Origin of the sequence: Nicoletella semolina, assembly GCF_004345745.1 — a bacterium.
GTDB classification, from domain to species: domain Bacteria; phylum Pseudomonadota; class Gammaproteobacteria; order Enterobacterales; family Pasteurellaceae; genus Nicoletella; species Nicoletella semolina.
In genome coordinates, this window is the sequence record NZ_SLXJ01000001.1 from 24,792 (window position 1) to 47,070 (window position 22,279).

Sequence of the window (22,279 nt, forward strand, 5' to 3'; positions counted from 1 at the left end):
AATTGTATAACTAGTCTAATTTTTGATAGAAAGCTTCAACTAATTTCTCAATATCTGCTGCGGTTGGCTGTGCAAGAGCTTCGTCTGCCAATGCTTTTGCTTCTGAATAATGAATATTGCGTACTAGCTTTTTAACGTGCGGCACAGAAATCGCACTCATACTAAATTCATCAAGCCCCATACCGAGCAACAAGGCTGTTGCTCTAACATCACCCGCTAACTCACCACACATTCCCGTCCATTTACCTTCAGCGTGCGATGCATCAATGACTTGCTTAATTAAATTTAGCACTGATGGCGTAAGTGGGTTGTACAGATGAGCAATAATTTCATTACCTCTATCCACGGCTAAGGTATATTGAGTTAAATCGTTCGTACCAATACTGAAGAAATCCACTTCCTTAGCAAGATGATAAGCATTAACCGCTGCAGATGGCGTTTCAACCATGACTCCTACTTGAATATTTTCATCAAATGCTTTACCTTCCTGACGAAGTTGCTCTTTTAATTCAGCGATAATGGCTTTAAGTTCACGAATTTCCTCAACAGAAATAATCATTGGGAACATCACTGCGAGTTTACCAAACGACGAAGCACGCAACACAGCACGCAATTGAGTGTCTAAAATTTCACGGCGAACGAGTCCGATACGCACCGCACGCCAACCTAGGAATGGGTTCATCTCTTTTGGCAAATCAAGGTAAGGTAGTTCTTTATCACCGCCAATGTCCATTGTACGAAGTATCACAAGTTTACCGTTCATTGCTTCTACAACTTCTTTATAGGCTTGGAACTGCTCTTCTTCTGTTGGCAAGCGATCTCTATCCATAAACAGGAATTCTGTACGGTATAAACCAACACCTTCGCCACCATTACGATGTACCCCCTCCACATCACGGATAGTACCGATATTGCCAACAACTTCAATACGATGCCCATCTAATGTTTCTGCTGGAAGATCTTTTAACTTCGCAAGCTCGGCTTTTTCTGCGGCCTCTTTTTCTTGCTGAGTCTTGAATTTTTCGATCTGCTCTGACGATGGGTTAAGATGTATTTCATTATTTGTTGCATCTAGAATCAACAAATCGCCACTATTGACTAATTTGGTAATATTATTTGTTCCGACAATCGCAGGTAACTCAAGTGAACGAGCCATAATTGATGTATGAGACGTACGACCACCAATATCTGTAATAAAACCGAGCACTTTATTGAGATTCAGTTGGGCAGTTTCTGATGGAGTAAGGTCATAGGCGATCAAAATTGATTCTTCTTGAATATCACCTAAATCAATAATGTTCATACCCAAAATATTGCGTAAAAGACGATTACCAATATCTAATAAATCGCCTGCACGTTCTCTCAGATATTCATCATCAATCTCTGCCAGCATTGACGCTTGCATATTGATTACCTTGCTTGTTGCTACGTCTGCAGTTACAAGGTTTTCTTCAATGTAACTAAAAATTTCTTCTTCTAATTCTTCATCTTCAAGGATCATCAAATGTCCTTCAAAAATGGCTTCTTTTTCTTCTCCGAGAGTACGTCTCGCTTTCTCTTTGATTGCAGTTAATTGTGCGGCAGCTTTGGTTCGACCTGCAAAAAATTTGTCTTTTTCAGTTTGAATTTGGTCTTTTGTAATTTTTTGCTCGTTAAGAACGATAGGTTCTTCTTTTAACACGAGGGCTTTACCAAAAACAACACCGGGAGAGGCTGCAATACCAGTAATCATAATGACTCCTTGGTTTAAAATTGTATAGATTATGCTAAATACTAGACTAATAACACAAAACGACTTTACCGTTTTAGTTTGCGGTAAAGTCGTTACAAGAATGGAGAGGTTATTCTAAAGTAGGGATTAAATCTACTAAGAAATCAACTGCTTTTTGCTCATCTTCACCTTCAGCGGAGATAGTAATAACAGTACCTTGTGTTAAACCGAGGGTTTGTAGTTTAAATAAACTTTTTGCACTGGCACTTTTACCGCCTGAAGTAACTGTAACATCAGATGCAAAGCCTTTTGCTGCTTTTACAAATTCAGCAGCTGGGCGAGTATGTAAACCATTTGGGGCAGTAATTGTAACATCTTTCGAATACATAATGATTCCTCTTTAAAATCAAATAGTTAAAAAAATCTTTGAACTAAACGTCATTAAAAATAACAAAACGGGGCGTACTTTACTACAAAATTGACAGAAATACACCATAAAAACAAATCGGATTTCTTGATATTTCACATAAATTGTCAAAAAACAGGTAATTTTCTTTGTTTAATCAACGAGTGTTTAAATTGTAATATTCTGCTAATATCCTACCGCTTGTTATCCAAAATCATTTACGAATCCTGCAAAAATGTATAATAAATTAACAAAATATACCGCTTGGACGCTTTATTTTTTGATCATTGCTCTTTATGGGTTTAGCTTTTGGGCATTATTTAATCAAAATAGCGAACCAACCTTTTGGTCTTGGCTTGATATTTTCCCCATTCTTGGTTACAGCCTTTTACAAGCAGGACTTTCCGCTCTCTTATCTGTTATTTTAGGCATTTTACTCGCTCGCAGCTTCTTCTATTTGCATTTTAAAGGAAAGCATTTTCTATACAAAATTATCTCTTTTATGTGGGCATTGCCTTCTTTGGTAGTAATTTTTGCCATTATTGGCGTATTTGGGTATTCGGGCTGGCTTGCTCAACTTTTAACTTATGTTGAAATATCGTGGCAGCCATCAATTTATGGTTTACAAGGTATTTTACTTGCCCATCTCTTTTTTAATATGCCACTCGTTACCAAATACTGTTTAGAAGGACTAACACTTATTCCAGCCAGCCACCACAAATTAGCCGCTCAACTGAACTTGCAAGGCTGGCATTATTTTCGTGTGGTTGAATTACCCAGTTTAAAACGTGTTCTACCATACAGCTTTTTAAATGTGTTTCTGATCTGCTTCACCAGTTTTCCGATTGTGCTAATGCTAGGAGGCGGACCGAAATACAGCACATTGGAAGTTGCGATTTATCAAGCGGTCAGTTTTGAGTTTGATTTTGCAAAAGCAGTGATATTGATTATGGTACAACTCGCAGTCGGCTTATTATTACAATTCTGCTTTGATCTCTCCACGCATCACGCATTTTCAGTCAGCACCTCAATAACTAACCTTTCCACTACTTGGAAGCCATTACCACAAAAATATGCTAAAAGAGGGCTACTCGCCATTCTGCTTTTACTCAGCACCTTTATTCTTGCTCCATTGTTGAACATTATTTGGCAAGGTATCAGCGTGCCAAACTTAAGCGAAAAAATTTTAAGTCCAACCCTATGGTCTGCCACTTTTTACTCAATTATTTTAAGCTTAATCGCCTCTGTGAGCGTCATCATCCTTGCTTATTTCATAGCCTTAGAGACACGCAAATTAGCCTACCGCCAACACAAAATTCGCCAATATATTTTGGCAGGCGTTACAACCTACCCTCTCATTTTGCCAATTTTCCTACTTGCTGTTGGGTTATTTTTGTTATTTATTGATATTCATTTAACTCACTTTCACCTGTTACTACTTGTAGGCATTTGCAACGGATTAACCTTGCTTCCTTATATTTATCGATTGATCTTTAGTGCAATGTGGCAAGCCTTTGTAGCACACGATAAATTAGCCCAAAGCCTCGGTTTAAATGGTATACGACGATGGTGGATTGTAGAACGACCTTATTTATGGCGACCGCTACGAAATGCATTTGCCTTGGCAATGTCTGCTAGCCTCGGCAGCTTTGCTGTCATCGCCTTTTTCGGCAGCCCTGATTTCAGCACCTTGCCCTACTTACTTTACCAACAACTTGGTAGTTACCGAATGGACGAAGCAGCAGTGAGTGCATTATGGCTAATGCTGCTGGCTTTACTCCCTTTTCTCTTTATTGAACAGCAGGAGAATAAATGATGATTACACTTGATCTTGAGTTTAACTACCCTGAAATGCCGATGCACTTTGCTCTTGATATTCAGCAAGGTGAGCGAATTGCGATACTAGGTGAAAGCGGTGCAGGAAAAAGCACATTACTCAACTTAATTGCAGGCTTTGAACGTGTTAATCGTGGTAAGTTGATCTTAAATGGCGAAAATCATCTTCACAGCGACCCCGCTAGTCGCCCTGTCTCAATGTTATTTCAGGACAACAATTTATTCCCTCATTTAACAGTTGCTCAAAATATTGGATTAGCCCTGACCCCCTCGCTGCGACTATCTCAAACACAGCAACAAACCGTAAAAGAAATCGCAGAGCAAATGGGGCTTGGTTCATTCTTAGCTCGTCGTTCAGACTTATTATCTGGCGGACAAAAACAACGTGTTGCACTCGCTCGTACGCTTTTGCGAGACAAGCCTATCTTATTGCTGGACGAACCTTTTTCTGCACTCGACCCACAACGCCGCCAAGAATTACAACAACTCGTTGCAGGACTGTGTCTAAGCAAAAAGCTGACACTATTAATGGTTACTCACCAATTTACTGAAACACAATCACTCTTTACCCGCTCAATAAAAATAAAACAAGGTAAAATTTTGGAGTAGTTGGAGTAAATGAAAGCTCCCTCTCCACCCAATAGAGGAAAGGAAGAGTATAAATAAAATTATCGGTTGAAACGTGATAATTGTACTAAAGTTTGAAATGCTTTATCGGTAGTAAGCAATGCTTTTACTCTCTTTGCATTTGCTTTTAAATCCGATTCTCCAAAGATTCGCATTAGCATTGCAACATTCGCTGCCACAGCGTCAATATGTGCCATCTCGCCTTTACCTTGTAATAAAGCGGTCAGTTTTGCAGCATTTTCTGCAGGTTCTCCGCCTTTTAGTGCATCAAGAGAATGTGTTTCAATCCCAAAATCTGCAGGCGTTACCGTAAAGTAATCAATGTTGCCATTTTTGATCTCTGCAACTTTGGTTTCACCATGTACAGCAACCTCATCAAGCCCTGCACCGTGTACCACAATAGTATGTTCAAAATGTAATGCTTTCACAGTTTCGGCATAAACACGGATTAATTCAGGCGAATAAACTCCCAATAATTGACGCTTAGCATTCGCAGGATTGACAAGCGGACCTAAGATATTAAATAGCGTGCGAGTTTTAAGTGCTTGACGGACAGGGGCGGCATATTTGAAACCTTGGTGATAATTGGGCGCAAACAGGAAACAAAGATTGATCGCATCTAATGCTTGGCGAGCCACTTCAGCAGGCATATTAACATTAATGTTAAGGGCAGACAGTACATCACTTGCCCCTGTTTTACTTGATACGCTACGACTGCCGTGCTTTGCAATTTTATAACCCAAAGTTGCAGCAACAATAGCACTAGCGGTAGAAATATTAATAGTATGATGACCATCGCCCCCAGTCCCTACAATGTCTGCAAACGCATAACTTGGGGTTGGAAAGGGCTGGGCATTTTTTAATGCGGCCGTTACTGCCCCTGATATCTCTTCAACCGTTTCACCACGCAATTTTAAAGCAATAAGTGCTGCGGCTAATTGTTCATTAGAGAGTTTACCTTGCACAATTTTCTCAAAGAAAAAATGGCTTTCCGCAACATTTAATATCTGCTTATTAAAGAGCTTTTCCAAAATGTCATCAAGCTGAAAAGTATCGTGCTGCGTATTATTAGAAAGCGTATTGCTAAACTGTGGAGTATTGGTTTGCATAGTGTTTCCTTCAATTGATGTGATTGCAAAATTTCTAGCGAATTCCACCGCTTGTTAAGCATAGGTTATCCGATGTAAAATACCCCATCTTATAATCTAGGAACACAAATGTCTATTATCCTTCTTGATGGCGGTATGAGTCGATGGGGCTTGGTGTGCCGTTTTAGATTATGGCAACGGATTAATGTTGGTTGGCTGATCATGGGCGTGTGGATTTTGTATTCAAACAAGCAATACCACCAAAAAAATCATCTTAACTTTGGCTGAAAAGGTGATTTTGGTGCTGTTTGTTGGGGGGGCCTGAGGCAAGCTCATACTCCCCCTAAACTGAAAAAGGATACTGAATACTTGGGTGATATTGGTAGTTTTCCACTTCGAAATCAGCTAATGTTACCCAAGTTTCTAAATCATTGAGTGTCTTAATATCTGGGTTTATTTTTAGTGTTGGTGCTGGAAACGGCTCACGAGTGAGCTGTATATCTCTCATAGGTTCCAGCTGGTCTTCATAAATGTGTGCATTCACTATCTTGTGAAACGCTATACCTGCTTGGTGTCCTGTAATTTGTGCCATTAGTGCTAAAAAGGTATAGCATTGAACCATATTCCAATTTAATCCTAATGGTACGTCAGCCGATCGTTGCGTGCTGTTTAAATACAACACACCATCAAGCAATGAAAAATGGTGGCTATGCAAACAAGGACGCAAACACCCCATATCAAATGCTCCAGGGTGATAAAACGTATAAATCTCGCCACGATTATCAATTCCTTGAGTTAGATCTTCCACAATTTGATGGAGCAAATCGATACTCCCCCCATTTGGCTTCGGAAAACGACGACCAATTGCACCATAAACCAATCCCATATCATCTTTGCCTTTACGATATGGGTTTTTTAGCCAAATTTCATTTTCATTTGCGTTAGCGTCCCAAGATTTAGTGCCAAGTTGACGAAAATCAGCGGCATTATCATAGCCTCGAATATAGCCTAAAAGTTCTGCAATAGCCGCTTTCCAAAAGCTTTTTCGTGTCGTTACTAGCGGAAACTCGCCTTGTTCTACGTTGTAGGCTAAATCAGCATTAATAACAGTTAAGCAACGCTTTCCCGTTCGTTTATTCTCAACCCATTTGCCTTGTTCTACGATACGCTGACATAGTGCTAAATACTGCTTCATTGTTGCTCCTCTCAATTTGCTTCTATATATTTTCCTTAAAAAGGGTAGGGTAAATGCGTAATTTATTTGTTAGAATTGTACTCTATTTTCTGCCTAAAAAAGGAGTAGTTATGAAGTCTTTATTTAACACTACCGTGGTTGCGTTTATCTTTTTCATACTGACAGGTTGTGTAAATGATTCTTCAGGCTGGAAACGTTTACCAGATTCGCAAGTTGATCAAAAATCTTACGCAATTGGTTATAGTACAACAGCTCAGACCTATTTAGAGCGTGTCAATGAAACTTATGATATTCAAGCCTTTATCCGTGGCAGCAACGATTGGCTTAATCAAAAAATAGCTCTTCCAGTTGAACAAATTCGAGCAAGTTTGCTTAACCGAATGTTGGATCACCCTGTTTATGCCTATTACAGCGGTGTGCTGTATGCAGCAGAGCTGCAAAATAATTTTAACCGCCTTAGCCAGAATTGTTGGCATTTTGTTCAATCTGCCAGTTTGATACAAGGTATTTGGGACGCTATGTATGATATTAGGAAAAACAGTGTGCGTGATGATCAATATATTCAGCAAGGTGCAGATCAATTTTTACATCTTTGCGTATTACAACTTGAGTCAGAGCAAAAGGCGAAATAGAGAATCACCTTAATATTGAACCCACTCAAAGCGGTGAGTTTTGCAAAAATTTTTCCAAAACTCACCGCTATTCTCTTTCTTCTTGATTTGGCTTCTACTAGAATAGAGGTAATCTTACTTGTTAATCAATCAACTATGAAACTCAATATTCCTACCTACTTAACCCTTTTTCGAGTTGGACTGATCCCTCTTTTTATTATAGCCTTTTATTTACCAATAACCTATTCTGCCGAAATTACCACACTAATTTTCTTCATTGCCTCTATCACTGATCTCTTTGATGGCTACCTAGCACGCCGCTGGGATCAAATTACTCGATTAGGAGCATTTTTAGATCCTGTTGCAGATAAGGTTCTTGTCGCAGTTGCCCTTGCTTGTATTATTGAATATTACCACTCTTGGTGGATAACGATGCCTTCAGCCATTATGATTGGACGGGAAATTATCATTTCTGCGTTGCGTGAATGGATGGCAGAAATTGGCGAGCGAGCGAGTGTCGCAGTATCTGTGTGGGGAAAAGTGAAAACCACTGCTCAAATGCTTGCTTTAGGCGGAATGCTTTGGCGGTTTAATTTTGTGATGGAAGTGATTGCTTGGGTTCTTCTATATATCGCTGCAGGTCTTACCATTTGGTCAATGTTTCAATATCTCAATGCTTCTAAAACAAGTTTGATGAGGTCTTGATAAATATTGATAAGCTATCCTAAAAACAATGTTATCTACGCTATATTCTCAGCATCTTTTAAACAAAGTACGTTCTGAAAATGTAGATAACATTTGTTTGCAGTTGAGTAATGTCAATTAAAAAATATATTACATTAGCCTTTTCCTATTCTCTTGATTAACATTTAGACCAATAGATAAATTAAAACTCTTTTACGTTCATTAATTCGTAACCATCAATTACTTATAAATCTCGCAAAATAGTGTTTGGTTTCATCAATGACAATATGACGTAATGCGATGAGTGCGACTAAGTTGGGGAATGCCATAAGCCCATTCATAATATCGGCTAATGTCCAAATTGTGTTGAGTTCGACAAAAGGGGCAAGTGCGATAAAAATGATGAATGTGATGCGGTAGAGCTTGATTTTTTTCGTTTTTCCGCCCATTAAATAAACAAAACAACGTTCTCCATAGTAGCACCAGCCTAAAATGGTGGTGAAAGCAAAAAAGACTAGCCCAATAGAGACTATGACAGCACCGCTTGAGTGATGTAAGCCTTGTGTGAAGGCTAAATTAGTCAGTGCTGCACCTTCGTTTGAACCTTGCCATACTCCTGTTAGTACGATAACAAGCCCTGTCATTGTACAAACAATGAGCGTATCAAGGAATGTTCCTGTCATTGAAATTAACCCTTGGCGTACAGGCTCTTTTGTTTGAGCCGCTGCCGCTGCAATGGGTGCACTACCTAAACCTGCTTCATTGGAAAAAATACCTCGGGAAACCCCTGCTTGAATGGCTTGCATAACAGTAAAACCAAATACGCCACCCATTGCAGACTGTGGATTAAATGCAGAATGGATAATAAATTTGATGACTGAGGGAATTTGTTCTGCATTGAGTGCTAGAATGACAATTGAAACGAAGACGTAACCTATCGCCATAAAAGGGACGATGAAGCTTGCAATTTTTGAAATTCGCTTTACACCACCTAGAATAATCGCTGCCGCAAGAAGTGTGATGACTGCACCAGTCAGCCAAATAGGCAATGAAAAACTATCGTTGAGTGCAACGGTAATGCCATTGACCTGTGGAAATGTGCCAACGCCAACTAAGGCAACTAAGACCCCAAAAAAGGCAAATAATTTTGCCAGCCATTTCCAGCGTGTTCCCATACCAAGTTCAATATAGTACATTGGACCGCCTGCAATATAGCCATCTTTATCCTTGCCACGAAATTTAATCGCAAGTAAGCATTCTGCATATTTGGTTGCCATACCAAAAAAAGCAATGAGCCACATCCAAAAAATTGCCCCTGGTCCGCCTGCTTGAATGGCTGTTGCGACACCAACAATATTGCCTGTTCCAATCGTTGCGGCAAGAGCGGTAGAGAGTGCGGCAAAGGCAGAGATATCACCCGTTTGATTTTGTCCTTTTTCAGGTTTGAACAAATAAATAAAGGCTTTTGGCAAATGAATGAGTTGGAGTAATTTAAGCTTAATGGTAAGGTAAATCCCCACGCCAGAAAGCAAAATAAGAAGTGGAGCTCCCCAAATAATTTGGTTGATTTGTGCTAGAAGTGTGTCAAATGACATATGATTTTCCTCGTAAAAACTGCTTACAAGGAAAGAAAAGAGTACACAAGTGGCTATTTTCGATTGCATTGAGTGCAATGCAAAATTTTTGCCAAATCTGACCGCTTGTTTATTTCTTTTCTCCCCTGTCCTTTTGCCTGAGCGTTTCATACATTTTTACGCAATACGACCTTTATCTTGCCAATTTAATTTTTTGACGTGCCTTAAATAGGTATAGTTTCGTTTGCGGTACTTTCGCCTTCGGCGTCCATTTTCTACTTTCCTAAGTAGAGTGGCTCTCTCCAAGGGTTCGTCCAATAGCTGTCCTCGCTTACGCACCTGAAAGATTTTTCCTCTTCGGTGTGGAAATTCCACTCTCCAGCTATCTTCATCCGAACATTCTTTTACATTCTCTATCTATATTTTTAACTATTGCGACAGCATAAAAAAACAAGACAGAGTAAAAGAGTGGCGAATTCTAACAACTCTTCTATTGCTGTCAATAATTTCATTTACATTACCATTGTACCAATAAAAAACTCCCTTATCATAAGGGAGTTTTGGGTTTTATTGAGTGTTATAAAACAGCGATTACAAAATTTCTTTCGCTTTGGCAACAACGTTTTCAATGGTAAAGCCAAACAGTTTAAAGAGCTGATCCGCTGGAGCAGATTCACCAAAACCGTGCATACCCACAATGCGTCCGCCGAAACCAACATATTTATACCAAAAATCAGCAATGCCTGCTTCAATTGCTACTCGCTTGGTAATATGACTTGGTAAAACACTATCACGATAAGCCTCATCTTGCTTATCAAATACGTTCGTACTTGGCATAGATACGACTCTGACTTTCTTACCTTCTGCAGCAATCACTTCAGCGGCTTTCATTGCTAAATCTACTTCAGAGCCCGTTGCAATTAAAATTAAATCTGGATTATTGCAACCACAATCACGCAGGATATAACCGCCACGAGCCACATTAGCCAATTGCTCAGGTGTGCGTGCTTGTTGAACTAAATTTTGACGAGTGAAAATTAATGCACTTGGTCCATCTTTGCGTTCTACCGCAGCTTTCCACGCAACTGCTGATTCTACTTGATCGGCTGGACGCCACGTTTCCAAATTTGGAATGAGACGTAAAGCGGCTGTCTGTTCTACAGGTTGGTGAGTTGGACCATCTTCGCCTAAGCCAATAGAATCGTGGGTATAAACAAATAACGCACGCTGCTTCATTAATGCTGCCATACGCACAGCATTGTGGGCATATTCCATAAACATCAAGAAGGTTGCACCATAAGGGATAAAGCCGCCGTGTAAAGCAATTCCGTTCATTATTGCCGACATACCAAATTCACGCACACCGTAATTGATGTAGTTTCCATCGGTATTTTGGTTTGCTCTAATTGGTTTAGAACCTGACCACAATGTGAGGTTAGAACTTGCTAAATCCGCTGAACCGCCTAAGAATTCAGGTAACAATTTAGCATAAGCCTCAATGGCATTTTGTGAGGCTTTACGACTTGCAATGGTTGCAGGATTGGCTTGTAGTTGCTCAATAAATGCTTGTGAGTCCTTCGCCCAATTTTCAGGTAATTCGCCATTAGTACGGCGTTTAAACTCTGCGGCAAGCTCAGGATAAGCGGTCTCATAAGCGGCAAATTTTGCATTCCACTCTTTTTCTGCAAGTGAACCTTTTGCTTTTGCGTCCCAAGCATTATAGATATCTGCTGGAATCTCAAATGGAGCATATTCCCAATTGAGTGCCTTGCGTGTCTCTGCGATTTCAGCCTCGCCTAATGGTGCTCCGTGGCTATCGTGTGAATTCGATTTATTTGGCGAGCCGTAACCAATAATCGTTTTACAGATAATTAATGTTGGGCGGAAGCTTTCTGCTTTTGCATTCTCAATAGCAATTTGAATTTGATCAGCGTCGTGTCCGTCCACGTTACGAATAACTTGCCAGCCGTAAGCTTCAAAGCGTTGCGCCGTATCGTCGGTAAACCAGCCATCAACGTGTCCGTCAATAGAAATATTATTATCGTCATAAAATGCAATTAATTTTCCCAGTCCTAAGGTACCAGCAAGGGAGCAAGCTTCGTGAGAAATCCCTTCCATTAAGCAGCCATCACCTAAAAATGCGTAGGTGTAATGATTAACAATTTCGTGATCTTCACGGTTGAATTGTGCAGCTAAAGTTTTCTCTGCAATTGCCATACCCACTGCATTGGTAATCCCTTGACCTAGGGGACCTGTTGTGGTTTCAACCCCAGGAGCATAACCATACTCAGGGTGCCCAGGAGTTTTAGAGTGTAATTGACGGAACTGTTTAAGATCTTCGATTGAAAGATCGTAGCCTGTTAGGTGTAACAAGCTATAAATCAACATTGAGCCGTGCCCATTTGACAGTACAAAACGATCACGATTTGCCCAAGCAGGATTGGTTGGACTATGATTCAGAAAATCACGCCATAACACCTCAGCAATATCTGCCATGCCCATTGGAGCTCCAGGGTGTCCTGAATTTGCTTTTTGCACAGCGTCCATACTCAAAAAACGGATCGCATTGGCCAATACTCTACGTTCTGCCATTTTCTTTCTCCTAGATTAAAGAATAAAATAAATAAGAATAACAACCGATTCACTAATTCTACACCAAATTTTTGAAACACCGTTCAAAAACATGAAATAATTTATATAAGAATTTAATCTGTATACGCACAAAATTATCTTGAGCTGTTATAATCAACTGATTTTTTAACATTATCAAAAGGAACTCACTATGTCCGTAATCAAAATGGTAGACTTAGACCTTCAGGGTAAACGTCTCTTTATTCGAGCTGATCTCAATGTGCCTGTTAAAGATGGCAAAGTAACCTCTGATGCTCGTATTCGTGCCACCATTCCAACACTAAAATTAGCCCTACAAAAAGGAGCAAAAGTGATGGTAACATCTCACTTAGGTCGCCCAACTGAAGGTGTATTTGAAGAAGCAAATTCACTTCAACCAGTGGTAGATTACTTAAATGCGTCAGATTTAGGTGTACCTGTTCGCTTAGTTCGAGACTATTTAGATGGCGTAGAGGTAAACGACAATGAAGTTGTTGTGCTTGAAAACGTGCGTATTAATAAAGGCGAGAAGAAAAATGATCCTGAGCTTGCCCAAAAATATGCTGCACTTTGTGATGTATTCGTAATGGACGCTTTTGGTACCGCTCACCGTGCAGAAGGCTCAACTTATGGTGTGGCACAATTTGCATCGGTTGCTTGTGCAGGTCCATTGTTAGCAGCAGAATTAGAAGCATTAGGCAAAGCATTAAAAGAACCACAACGCCCAATGTTGGCAATTGTTGGTGGCTCAAAAGTTTCAACAAAATTAACTGTATTAGATAGCCTTTCAAAAATTGCTGACCAATTGATTGTTGGTGGCGGTATTGCCAATACTTTCATTGCTGCACAAGGGCATAATGTTGGTAAATCTTTATATGAAGAAGATTTAATCCCTGAAGCAAAACGTTTAGCGGCAACTACACAAATTCCTGTACCTGTGGACGTGCGTGTAGGAACAGAATTCTCTGAATCAGCACCCGCAACGCACAAGCCAGTCAATGAAGTACAGGCAGATGAATCCATTTTTGACATCGGAGATAAGTCTGCAGAAGAATTGGCAAATATCATCAAATCAGCGAAAACCATTCTCTGGAATGGTCCTGTTGGCGTATTCGAGTTCCCCAACTTCCGCAAAGGAACCGAAGTCATTTCAAATGCCATTGCTGAAGCAACCGCAAACGGAGCGTTCTCGATCGCTGGTGGCGGTGATACTTTAGCGGCTATTGATTTATTCGGTATTGCCGATAAAATCTCTTACATCTCAACAGGTGGTGGTGCATTCTTAGAATTCGTGGAAGGTAAAGTACTGCCTGCAGTTGAAATTTTAGAGCAACGTGCGAACGGTTAATTCATAAGCGGTTCAAAAATGTAAAAATTTTGCAAAATTTGACCACTTGTAGGGACGTACTGCGTACGTCCAATTTCGATATCTACGGACGCACTCAATGCGTTCCCACCGATTTTTATACAATATAGGAAAACAAAAATGTCATTATTAAACATTGTAAAACCAGGTGTCGTAACAGGCGATGACGTACAAAAAGTCTTTGCGTATGCAAAAGCAAATAATTTCGCAATCCCAGCGGTAAATTGTGTTGGAACGGACTCTGTTAATGCAGTATTAGAGACTGCCGCTCGTGTGAAATCGCCAGTCATCGTACAATTCTCAAACGGCGGAGCTCAATTCTATGCAGGTAAAGGTATCAAACCTGCCTCAGGTGCTCGTCCAGATGTATTGGGTGCTGTTGCTGGAGCAAAACACGTTCACGCATTAGCGGAAGAATACGGTATTCCTGTCATCTTACACACGGACCACGCTGCAAAAAATTTACTACCGTGGATTGATGGTTTACTTGAGGCTGGTGAAAAACATTTCGCAGAAACAGGTAAACCACTTTTCTCATCGCATATGATCGATTTGTCAGAAGAGTCTATCGAAGAAAATATGGAAATCTGTCGTGAGTACCTTGCTCGTATGGACAAAATGGGTATGACACTTGAAATCGAAATTGGTGTAACTGGTGGAGAAGAAGATGGTGTGGATAATTCCGATGTTGATGAATCAAAACTTTATACCCAACCTTCGGAAGTACTTTATGTTTACGACCAATTAAGCCCTGTCAGCAAACGCTTTACGATTGCTGCTGCATTTGGCAACGTACACGGTGTGTATAAACCAGGCAACGTAAAATTAAAACCATCAATTTTAGGTGCATCACAGGAATTTGTTTCCAAAGAGCGTAATCTTCCAGCGAAATCATTAGACTTTGTCTTCCACGGAGGATCAGGTTCAAGCCGTGAAGAAATCCGTGAAGCGATCGGCTACGGAGCAATTAAAATGAATATCGATACGGATACACAATGGGCATCTTGGGAAGGAATCTTAAACTTCTACAAAGCAAACGAAGCCTATTTACAAGGTCAGTTAGGTAATCCAACAGGTCCTGATGCACCAAATAAAAAATATTACGATCCTCGTGTATGGTTGCGTAAAATGGAAGAATCAATGTCTAAACGTTTAGAACAATCGTTTGAAGATCTAAACTGTGTGAACGTACTTTAATTTATTCAAACTAAATTAAAGAATTTTGTCATCGCAAAAAAGATAGATTTGCAAAAATTGAATAAAATGAGACCGCTTATAAAGCGGTCTTTTGCTAGAAATACAAAGAGGGAAAAAATCTTATGTCAGTATTATTAGACGTGCAAAATTTAAGCAAGATTTTTACCAATCGTTTAGGATTATTTCGTAAACAAACTTTTTACGCCGTGAAAAATGTTTCATTCAAACTAAATCACCAAGAAACCTTAGCGGTTATTGGAGCAAATGGGGCAGGAAAATCTACATTGGCTAAAATGCTAGTGGGCATTATTCCCCCTAGCGAAGGAGAAATATTTTTTAAAAATCAAAAGCTTACATTTGGTGATCATCATATCAGAACGAAAAAAATAAGAATGATGTTTCAAGATCCAAATGAAGCATTTAATCCCAATTTGAATATTGGACAAATTTTAGATTCATCTCTGAAACTGGCAACAGAAATGTCTGAAGAGGCACGCAACGAACGTATTTTCAGCATTCTTAAATTAGTCGGAATGTATCCTGAACACGCACTCATTCCTATTCACGACACTTCGACCAGCCAAAAACAGCGAATTGCGCTTGCAAGAGCATTAATTTTAAACCCAGACATGATCATTATTGATGATACATTAAATACTCTAGATTTTTCACTCAAAAGCCAATTGACTAATTTAATGTTAAATTTACAAGCTAGATTAGGCTTGTCTTATCTATATATCGGTCAGAATTTAGGACTAATTAAGCATATTGCAGACCAGTTAATCGTAATGGATCAAGGTGAGATTGTGGAATATGGTCGAACAAAAGAGATCCTACTCAATCCACAACACCCCATCACTATTCGACTAATTAACAGCCACTTTGGTAAAAAATTAACTACTGAAGCGTGGGCGAGCTAACTTAAAAATTAATTTATCCTCAATCCTATAGACAGTTTATTTTTTGTAAATGAAAAACAAAGAAGTGTTCTAGTATAGCACATTGGAATTTTTGCGTATAAGGAGGGGCATTATTGTATGTTTTAAATTATATAAAATTCTATTTAAATATTGTTCGCCCACTAACTATTGATGATAAATCTACTTAATAGTTAATTTATTACTCTGCTTTTTTTACCGAATTTTTATCAATATAAAACCCACCTAGTCTTTTGTTATGAATAAAGTGGGTTTATCATTATTTAGAAATTAAGAATATACAGCTATTTAGAAATCCATTAATTCTTTTTCTTTATCAGCTAATACTTCATCAACTTTTTTGATATAGAGATCCGTTAGTTTTTGAATCTCATCTTGTGCTTTACGCTCATCATTTTCGCTGATTTGTTTGTCTTTTTCTAACGCTTTAACCTTATCATTAGCATCACGGCGAACATTACGAATCGCTACTTTACCTTGTTCACCCTCAGCTTTAACAATTTTAATTAAATCACGGCGACGTTCTTCTGTAAGCGGAGGAAGTGGAACTCGAATCGTGGTGCCTGCTGAAGAGGGGTTTAAACCGAGATCAGAGGTTAAAATCGCTTTTTCAATTGCACCAATCAATGAGCGGTCAAATACACTCACTGCAAGTGTTCTTGCATCTTCTGCTACAACATTCGCAAGCTGGCGTAGTGGCGTAGCAGAACCGTAATAATCTACTTGAATGCCATCTAACAAACTAGGTTGTGCTCGCCCTGTACGGATTTTTGAAATATGCCCTTTTAGTGATTCAAGGCTTTTCTCCATTCTTTCTTGAGCGTCTTTTTTAATATCATTAATCATTATGTTATCCTTTTTAAACAATTTTTAAGCAATAAAACAGAGAGAATTCTACCTAATTTCTGCTATTTTTCCTAGTGTTAAGTGTGATAGACTTTCGCCACAAAGAGCGGTCTATTTGACCTAATTTTTTGCAAAAGGAGCAAAATATGTATCAACAACAAATTTTAGCAGAATTAACTGAAGCAGCGGATGTACTAAATGCTTTTATCAAAGACGAAAAAAATTTAGCCCTCATTCAACAAGCGGCTATCTTAATTGCAGACAGTTTTAAGCAAGGTCGCAAAGTTTTATCCTGTGGTAATGGCGGTTCACATTGCGATGCGATGCACTTTGCTGAAGAACTCACTGGACGTTATCGTGAAAATCGCCCAGCCTACCCCGCTATTGCAATTTCAGATGTCAGCCATTTAAGCTGCGTGAGTAACGATTTTGGCTACGACTATGTTTTCTCTCGCTATATTGAAGGCGTTGGACAAAAAGGTGATGTACTATTTGGGATTTCAACCTCAGGTAATTCTAAAAATGTGTTGAATGCGATTGAAGCAGCAAAGAAAAAAGGAATGAGAGTTATTGCTCTCACAGGAAAAGACGGTGGACAAATGGCAGGTTTAGCCGATGTTGAAATTCGAGTACCGCATTTTCGCTATGCGGATAGAATTCAAGAAGTGCATATTAAAATCATTCATATTTTGATGATGTTAATTGAATTTGAAATGGCAAATGTATAATACCGATTTTAAAAGGCGTTTATAAAAACGCCTTTTCATTATTAATTTCACTCTCTATCTCGGTAGCTTACTATACTTTTTTCTTTTTACTCTGTTTCCATTTCCAAAATAATACCAGTCCAACCACCAGTAGAATGACCCAAACAATAATTTGCCCTTTTTGTACTTGCTGTTGCAACCAATCAAGATTTTTTGCACCATAGTAGCCCAAATAAACCCAAATTGGCACAGAAATAATGGCTGCAAAAAGATCAACCAACACAAATTGAGTAAATTTCACTCTCCGTGTAATGCCAGAAACTAAATAAACCGCAGCACGCAACCCAGGTAAAAAACGGGCAATGAATAATAAACGATTGCCTTGTTTCTCAAATCTATCTTGGACAGCAGCAAGACGCTGTGGCGTGATGAGTTTACGAATAAGCGGAAATTGCAGAATTCTTTCCCCATAAATTCGACCAAGCCAGTACATTGTGCTATCGCCAACTAATACGCCAATCATACTCACCACAAACATCGAATGTACATTGGTATAGCCTAATCCTGAAATCACGCCTCCCGAGACTAGCGTAATATCTTCAGGGATAGGTAACCCAAAACCACACGCCAGTAATACAAGAAACACAGCCCAATAGCCATAACTACTGAAAAAATTGATTAAAAGTTCCATTAACGTTGATTTTCCTTTTCTTGATTTAAATTTCGCACAGAATGACGCACAACCAGCTCTGGGTAAAACTCAAGAATTTTAGGTTTGTGTAGTACATCACGATGAATAATTCGATCAAACAATACGCCCATTGCCATTTGTCCCAGTCTGATCTTAGATTGGTGTACTGTTGTCAGTGGCGGAGCATAAAAACGAGAACTGTGGATATTGTCGTAGCCAATCACTGAAATATCGTGTGGAACAGAAAGCCCCTTTTCCGTAATGGCTGAAATTACCCCTAACGCAATCGCATCACAGGCACAAACAATCGCAGTAGGATAAGGTTTAGAACGAAGTAAGTCATTGGTACTTTCATACCCTCCTTCTGGCTCAAAATCATTTTCTTTAACCCATTCATCACGAACAGCAAGATTGGCGTCATTCATCGCTTTTACAAAGCCATCAAAACGAGCTTTCGCCGTTGTTTTAAACAAATCGCCCGCAATAATAGCGATATCTTGATGACCATTATCAATTAAATAACGAGTAGCGAGATACCCCCCCTCAAAACTATGATCAATAATCCGATCATTTTTACTATCATTAGGTCCCCAATCCATCACTACCATCGGAATATTCGTGCCATTAAAAAGTGCCAGAGAATTTTCAGTATATTCCGAACACATTACCAAAATACCATCAACTCGTTTTTTAACGAGCATATCCAGGTGATTTTGAATTTTCTCACACTCATTTTGCGTATTACATAAAAACAATGAATAGCCGTAGCGATAACAATATTCTTCAACTGCCAAGACAATTTCAGCAAAATAGGGGGCTTCACTCGTGGTAATAATCATACCGATGGATTTGGTCGTATTGACTTTCAAACTTCGTGCCACGGCACTTGGGGAATAATTTAGAGTAGACACAGCGTCCCATACCGCTTTCCTTGTCTCTTCGGCAACAAAACGAGTTTTATTGATAACGTGTGAAACCGTTGTTGTAGAGACACCTGCTAATTTAGCAACATCTTTTATCGTAGCCATCAAGTTTCCTCACCATAAGAACCTGCCACATTATAGCCAGTTTTACAAAATATCTAAACAAAATAACCGCTTGCATTGCATTTTTAGCCAATAGGCTTAGAATAGCCATATCTTTATGTTTAATATTTATTACTATTTTAATTTCAACAAGGAGTAAAATATGGGTACATTTGGTTATGCAATGATAACTGTGGTTGCCTCACTCGGAATGATTGTACTTTTTGCATACAATATTTTCTAATTTATTTTTATGTTATTAAGGCACATTTTTGTGCCTTTCTTTTTTCACTTTTTATTGTTTTCTGCCAACACCTAAAGCTATGTCTAAACTTACTTTCGCCTCACTGGATTTTAATGCAACACAAACGCCAGTTTCCACAGCCTTTGATGACATTTATTTTTCTACTCAAGATGGCTTAGCGGAAAGCGAATATGTCTTTTTACAAGGCAATAATCTTTGGCAAAAATGGCAACATCATTCCACTTCACATTTTGTCATCGCTGAAACAGGATTTGGTACGGGACTCAACTTTTTTACCGTCGCACAACATTTTCAGCAGTTTCGCCAAGAGAACCCCAACCATACATTAAAACGACTTTATTTTATCTCTTTTGAAAAATATCCTCTCAATACTGAGCAGCTAAAGCAAGTTCATACTTATTTTCCGCAATTTGCAAAATTTGTCGAAAAACTCACCGCTCACTGGCGTCCATTGCAAACAGGTTGTCAGCGTTATCATTTTGATCAAATTTACCTTGATGTGTGGTTTGGCGATTTAAGCGAAAATTTACCGCAATTAGGCGATCATTATCGAAATAGCATAGATTGCTGGTTCTTAGATGGTTTCTCGCCTGACAAAAATCCTGAAATGTGGCAAGACAATCTTTATCGGCAAATGTTTCGCCTCTCCAAATCTGGAGGTAGCTTTGCGACATTTACTGCTGCAAGCCGTGTACGAAAAGGGTTACAAGCGGTCGGATTTACGGTTAAAAAATGCAAAGGTTTTGGTAAAAAACGAGAAATGCTACAGGGCGAAAAACCTGTTGATGCACGAATAGCCGAAGCAAATGCCCCTTATTTTTTGCCCGATTGTGCTTACAAGCACCATCACAAACATGACGATATTGCGATTGTTGGCGGTGGCGTGGCTAGCGTTTATGTAGCGTGGTCATTATTGATGCGAGGCAAGAAAGTAACCCTTTATTGCCAAGATGGGCAGCTTGCACAAAATGCCTCTGGCAATGCACAAGGTGCAATTTATCCACAACTGAGCGATGATGATGAGCGAAATATACGCTTTTATGTACACGCCGCAGATTATGCTCTACAACGCATAACAGACCTTACACAAGCGGTCGATATTGAGCATAATTTTGCAGGTGTTGCTCTCTCTGCCTACAATGAAAAAACGGCAAAGAAGTTGGATAAAATCGCTCAACAAAGCTGGCACCCTAATTTATTTCAACGCTGCAATGCAACAGAGCTAAGTCAAAAAATTGGACTGCCTGTTGAAAAAGGTGGCGCATTTATCGGATTAGGCGGCTGGCTATCTCCTAAACAGTTGGTAGAAAATGGATTAACCTACCTTGAAACATTAGGCTTAACGATCGTTAAAAATCACCAAGTCGCTGATATCCATTTCCGCAATCATCAATGGCAGTGGCAACACAAAGGAAAAACATTTGCACACGACATACTCATTTTAGCCAATGGGTATCAACTTAAGGCATTCCCACAAGCTGAAGGTATTCCACTTTATCCTGTGCGAGGACAAGTCAGCCAAATCACCACAACAGAACAGTTACAACACCTACGCTGTGTTGTTTGTTATGACGGCTATATCACGCCTGTTTCTGCTTCAAATACACACTGTATAGGAGCAAGCCACATTCGAGATAATACCGAAACGGATATTCGCCTTGAAGAACATCAGCAAAATATTGCAAAATTACAGCAAAATATCACTGCTTGTCCGATGGATAAAAGCTGGACGGCAGAATTAGAACAGCAGCATTTTCAGTCAAAAGTCGGTATTCGTGCAGCCTTGCGTGATCGCCTGCCAATGGTCGGAGTAATGCCAAATTCTACAGCACAAAAACAACAATATGCGAATCTTTACAACCAACGCCGCCGACAAGAACCCATCGCTCAAGCACACTCCTTTGAGCAGCTCTATTTAATTGCAGGACTAGGCTCTAGAGGGCTGACAACTGCACCATTATTAGGCGAAATACTGGCTGCTCAGATCTGTGGTGAACCCATTCCACTTAGCGAAGATATTTTGCACGCACTTAGCCCAAACCGTACTTGGATTCGCCAATTATTAAAAGGACGACAATGATTTACGATTTACACAGCCACAGCACTGCCTCTGATGGTATTCTCACACCTACTGAATTAGTACAGCGTGCCGTTGAACACAATGTGTCAATGTTAGCGATTACCGATCACGACACAATTGCAGGCGTTGCAGAAGCAAAATTTGCTGCCAACCGCTTACCTATTGAGCTAATTTCAGGGGTAGAAATTTCCATTTTGTGGCAAGGGAAAAGTATTCATTTGGCCGCATTAAATGTGAATGAGCAAAGTGAGCCACTGCTTGAATTATTAGCACATCAAGCCAACCTTCGCCAAGATAGAGCGGTAAAAATTGGAGAAAAATTAGCAAAAGCAGGCATACCTAACGCCTACGAAGGTGCAAAAAATCTTGCGAGTGGCGAAGTTACTCGAGCTCATTACGGACGTTTTTTGGTTGCCAATGGCTATGTTCGTAATGATGAACACGCATTTAAACGTTATTTGGGCGTGGGCAAAACGGCCTATGTGAAACCGATTTGGTGTAACCTTGAGCAGGCAATTCGAGCAACACATTTAGCGGGTGGGCTAATTTGCATTGCTCACCCTCTACGTTATAAATTAACTGCTAAATGGGTTCGTCGTTTAATTGTTGATTTTAAACAAGCAGGAGGTGATGGCATTGAAGTTTCAGGTTGCACGCAAACGCTTGACCAACGTCAGCTATTGGCTCGCTGGGCGACTGAATTCGATCTGCTCGCCTCTGTGGGATCAGATTTTCATTATCCCTCTGGCTGGATTGAACTGGGCAAAAATTTACAATTGCCCACAACCTGCAAGCCAATTTGGGAAAAATTTAAATAATAAA

20 protein-coding genes and 2 riboswitches are annotated in these 22,279 nt (G+C 39.6%); of the genes, 11 read left to right on the forward strand and 9 right to left on the reverse strand.

Features of this window, described 5'->3' with window-relative positions:
* Positions 1–10: 10 nt before the first annotated feature.
* Positions 11–1,732 (reverse strand): phosphoenolpyruvate-protein phosphotransferase PtsI, encoded by a 1,722-nt coding sequence (gene ptsI / locus EV693_RS00115; RefSeq protein WP_132500376.1) that lies wholly within the window; start codon positions 1,730–1,732, stop codon positions 11–13.
* 109 nt (positions 1,733–1,841) lie between these two features.
* Positions 1,842–2,099: a phosphocarrier protein Hpr gene (ptsH, locus tag EV693_RS00120; protein WP_132500377.1), complete on the reverse strand. Its 258-nt coding sequence runs from the start codon at positions 2,097–2,099 to the stop codon at positions 1,842–1,844.
* Positions 2,100–2,352: 253 nt separating this feature from the next.
* On the opposite strand from ptsH, the gene thiP reads away from it, so the two are divergent.
* Together thiP and thiQ are read left to right on the forward strand one after the other, a co-directional pair.
* Entirely contained in the window at positions 2,353–3,933 is a 1,581-nt protein-coding gene (gene thiP / locus EV693_RS00125) for a thiamine/thiamine pyrophosphate ABC transporter permease ThiP (protein WP_132500378.1), read from the forward strand.
* On the forward strand, positions 3,933–4,562 hold the full coding sequence (gene thiQ, locus EV693_RS00130) for a thiamine ABC transporter ATP-binding protein (RefSeq protein ID WP_132500589.1): 630 nt from the start codon (positions 3,933–3,935) through the stop codon (positions 4,560–4,562). The genes thiP and thiQ overlap by 1 nt, the downstream gene beginning before the upstream one ends.
* 59 nt (positions 4,563–4,621) lie before the next feature.
* Here the strand turns inward: thiQ and trpD are convergent, their stop codons facing one another.
* Positions 4,622–5,689, reverse strand: coding sequence for an anthranilate phosphoribosyltransferase (gene trpD, locus EV693_RS00135; RefSeq protein WP_132500379.1), 1,068 nt, complete (start codon positions 5,687–5,689; stop codon positions 4,622–4,624).
* A gap of 108 nt (positions 5,690–5,797) precedes the next feature.
* Between trpD and EV693_RS09435 the strand changes: the two genes are divergently transcribed.
* Complete coding sequence (locus EV693_RS09435) at positions 5,798–5,956, forward strand: hypothetical protein (RefSeq protein WP_165904854.1); 159 nt, start codon at positions 5,798–5,800, stop codon at positions 5,954–5,956.
* A gap of 55 nt (positions 5,957–6,011) precedes the next feature.
* Here EV693_RS09435 and EV693_RS00140 read toward each other — a convergent pair whose 3' ends face one another.
* Positions 6,012–6,863 (reverse strand): thymidylate synthase, encoded by an 852-nt coding sequence (locus EV693_RS00140; protein ID WP_132500380.1) that lies wholly within the window; start codon positions 6,861–6,863, stop codon positions 6,012–6,014.
* Between the two features lie 110 nt (positions 6,864–6,973).
* On the opposite strand from EV693_RS00140, the gene EV693_RS00145 reads away from it, so the two are divergent.
* Together EV693_RS00145 and pgsA are read left to right on the forward strand one after the other, a co-directional pair.
* Complete coding sequence (locus EV693_RS00145; protein ID WP_132500381.1) at positions 6,974–7,495, forward strand: hypothetical protein; 522 nt, start codon at positions 6,974–6,976, stop codon at positions 7,493–7,495.
* 135 nt (positions 7,496–7,630) lie between these two features.
* On the forward strand, positions 7,631–8,179 hold the full coding sequence (gene pgsA / locus EV693_RS00150; RefSeq protein WP_132500382.1) for a CDP-diacylglycerol--glycerol-3-phosphate 3-phosphatidyltransferase: 549 nt from the start codon (positions 7,631–7,633) through the stop codon (positions 8,177–8,179).
* A 215-nt stretch (positions 8,180–8,394) separates the two neighbouring features.
* Here pgsA and EV693_RS00155 read toward each other — a convergent pair whose 3' ends face one another.
* On the reverse strand, positions 8,395–9,753 hold the full coding sequence (locus tag EV693_RS00155; protein WP_132500383.1) for an alanine/glycine:cation symporter family protein: 1,359 nt from the start codon (positions 9,751–9,753) through the stop codon (positions 8,395–8,397).
* A gap of 122 nt (positions 9,754–9,875) precedes the next feature.
* Positions 9,876–10,041: riboswitch (glycine riboswitch) on the reverse strand.
* Positions 10,042–10,043: 2 nt separating this feature from the next.
* Positions 10,044–10,124: riboswitch (glycine riboswitch) on the reverse strand.
* Positions 10,125–10,323: 199 nt separating this feature from the next.
* Positions 10,324–12,324, reverse strand: coding sequence for a transketolase (tkt, locus tag EV693_RS00160; RefSeq protein WP_132500384.1), 2,001 nt, complete (start codon positions 12,322–12,324; stop codon positions 10,324–10,326).
* Between the two features lie 190 nt (positions 12,325–12,514).
* On the opposite strand from tkt, the gene EV693_RS00165 reads away from it, so the two are divergent.
* The 3 genes from EV693_RS00165 to EV693_RS00175 all read left to right on the forward strand — a co-directional run bounded on the left by EV693_RS00165 (position 12,515) and on the right by EV693_RS00175 (position 15,825).
* The gene (locus EV693_RS00165; protein ID WP_132500385.1) at positions 12,515–13,690 is read left to right on the forward strand and encodes a phosphoglycerate kinase; all 1,176 of its coding nucleotides are present in this window, start codon (positions 12,515–12,517) and stop codon (positions 13,688–13,690) included.
* 138 nt (positions 13,691–13,828) lie between these two features.
* Entirely contained in the window at positions 13,829–14,905 is a 1,077-nt protein-coding gene (fbaA, locus tag EV693_RS00170; RefSeq protein ID WP_132500386.1) for a class II fructose-bisphosphate aldolase, read from the forward strand.
* 122 nt (positions 14,906–15,027) lie between these two features.
* Entirely contained in the window at positions 15,028–15,825 is a 798-nt protein-coding gene (locus EV693_RS00175) for a peptide ABC transporter ATP-binding protein (protein WP_132500387.1), read from the forward strand.
* Positions 15,826–16,131: 306 nt separating this feature from the next.
* On the opposite strand, the gene frr is transcribed toward EV693_RS00175, so the two are convergent.
* Positions 16,132–16,689 carry a ribosome recycling factor gene (gene frr, locus EV693_RS00180; protein WP_132500388.1) on the reverse strand — a complete coding sequence of 186 codons (558 nt, stop codon included), beginning with the start codon at positions 16,687–16,689 and terminating at the stop codon, positions 16,132–16,134.
* A 146-nt stretch (positions 16,690–16,835) separates the two neighbouring features.
* Between frr and lpcA the strand changes: the two genes are divergently transcribed.
* The gene (gene lpcA / locus EV693_RS00185) at positions 16,836–17,417 is read left to right on the forward strand and encodes a D-sedoheptulose 7-phosphate isomerase (protein ID WP_132500389.1); all 582 of its coding nucleotides are present in this window, start codon (positions 16,836–16,838) and stop codon (positions 17,415–17,417) included.
* A 70-nt stretch (positions 17,418–17,487) separates the two neighbouring features.
* Here lpcA and EV693_RS00190 read toward each other — a convergent pair whose 3' ends face one another.
* Positions 17,488–18,087, reverse strand: coding sequence for a DedA family protein (locus EV693_RS00190; RefSeq protein ID WP_132500390.1), 600 nt, complete (start codon positions 18,085–18,087; stop codon positions 17,488–17,490).
* Positions 18,087–19,115, reverse strand: coding sequence for an HTH-type transcriptional repressor PurR (gene purR / locus EV693_RS00195; RefSeq protein WP_132500391.1), 1,029 nt, complete (start codon positions 19,113–19,115; stop codon positions 18,087–18,089). The genes EV693_RS00190 and purR overlap by 1 nt, the downstream gene beginning before the upstream one ends.
* Before the next feature lie 320 nt (positions 19,116–19,435).
* Between purR and mnmC the strand changes: the two genes are divergently transcribed.
* Positions 19,436–21,457, forward strand: coding sequence for a bifunctional tRNA (5-methylaminomethyl-2-thiouridine)(34)-methyltransferase MnmC2/FAD-dependent 5-carboxymethylaminomethyl-2-thiouridine(34) oxidoreductase MnmC1 (mnmC, locus tag EV693_RS00200; RefSeq protein ID WP_132500392.1), 2,022 nt, complete (start codon positions 19,436–19,438; stop codon positions 21,455–21,457).
* Positions 21,454–22,275: a PHP domain-containing protein gene (locus EV693_RS00205; protein WP_132500393.1), complete on the forward strand. Its 822-nt coding sequence runs from the start codon at positions 21,454–21,456 to the stop codon at positions 22,273–22,275. Before mnmC ends, EV693_RS00205 begins: the two co-directional genes overlap by 4 nt.
* Positions 22,276–22,279: the final 4 nt, after the last annotated feature.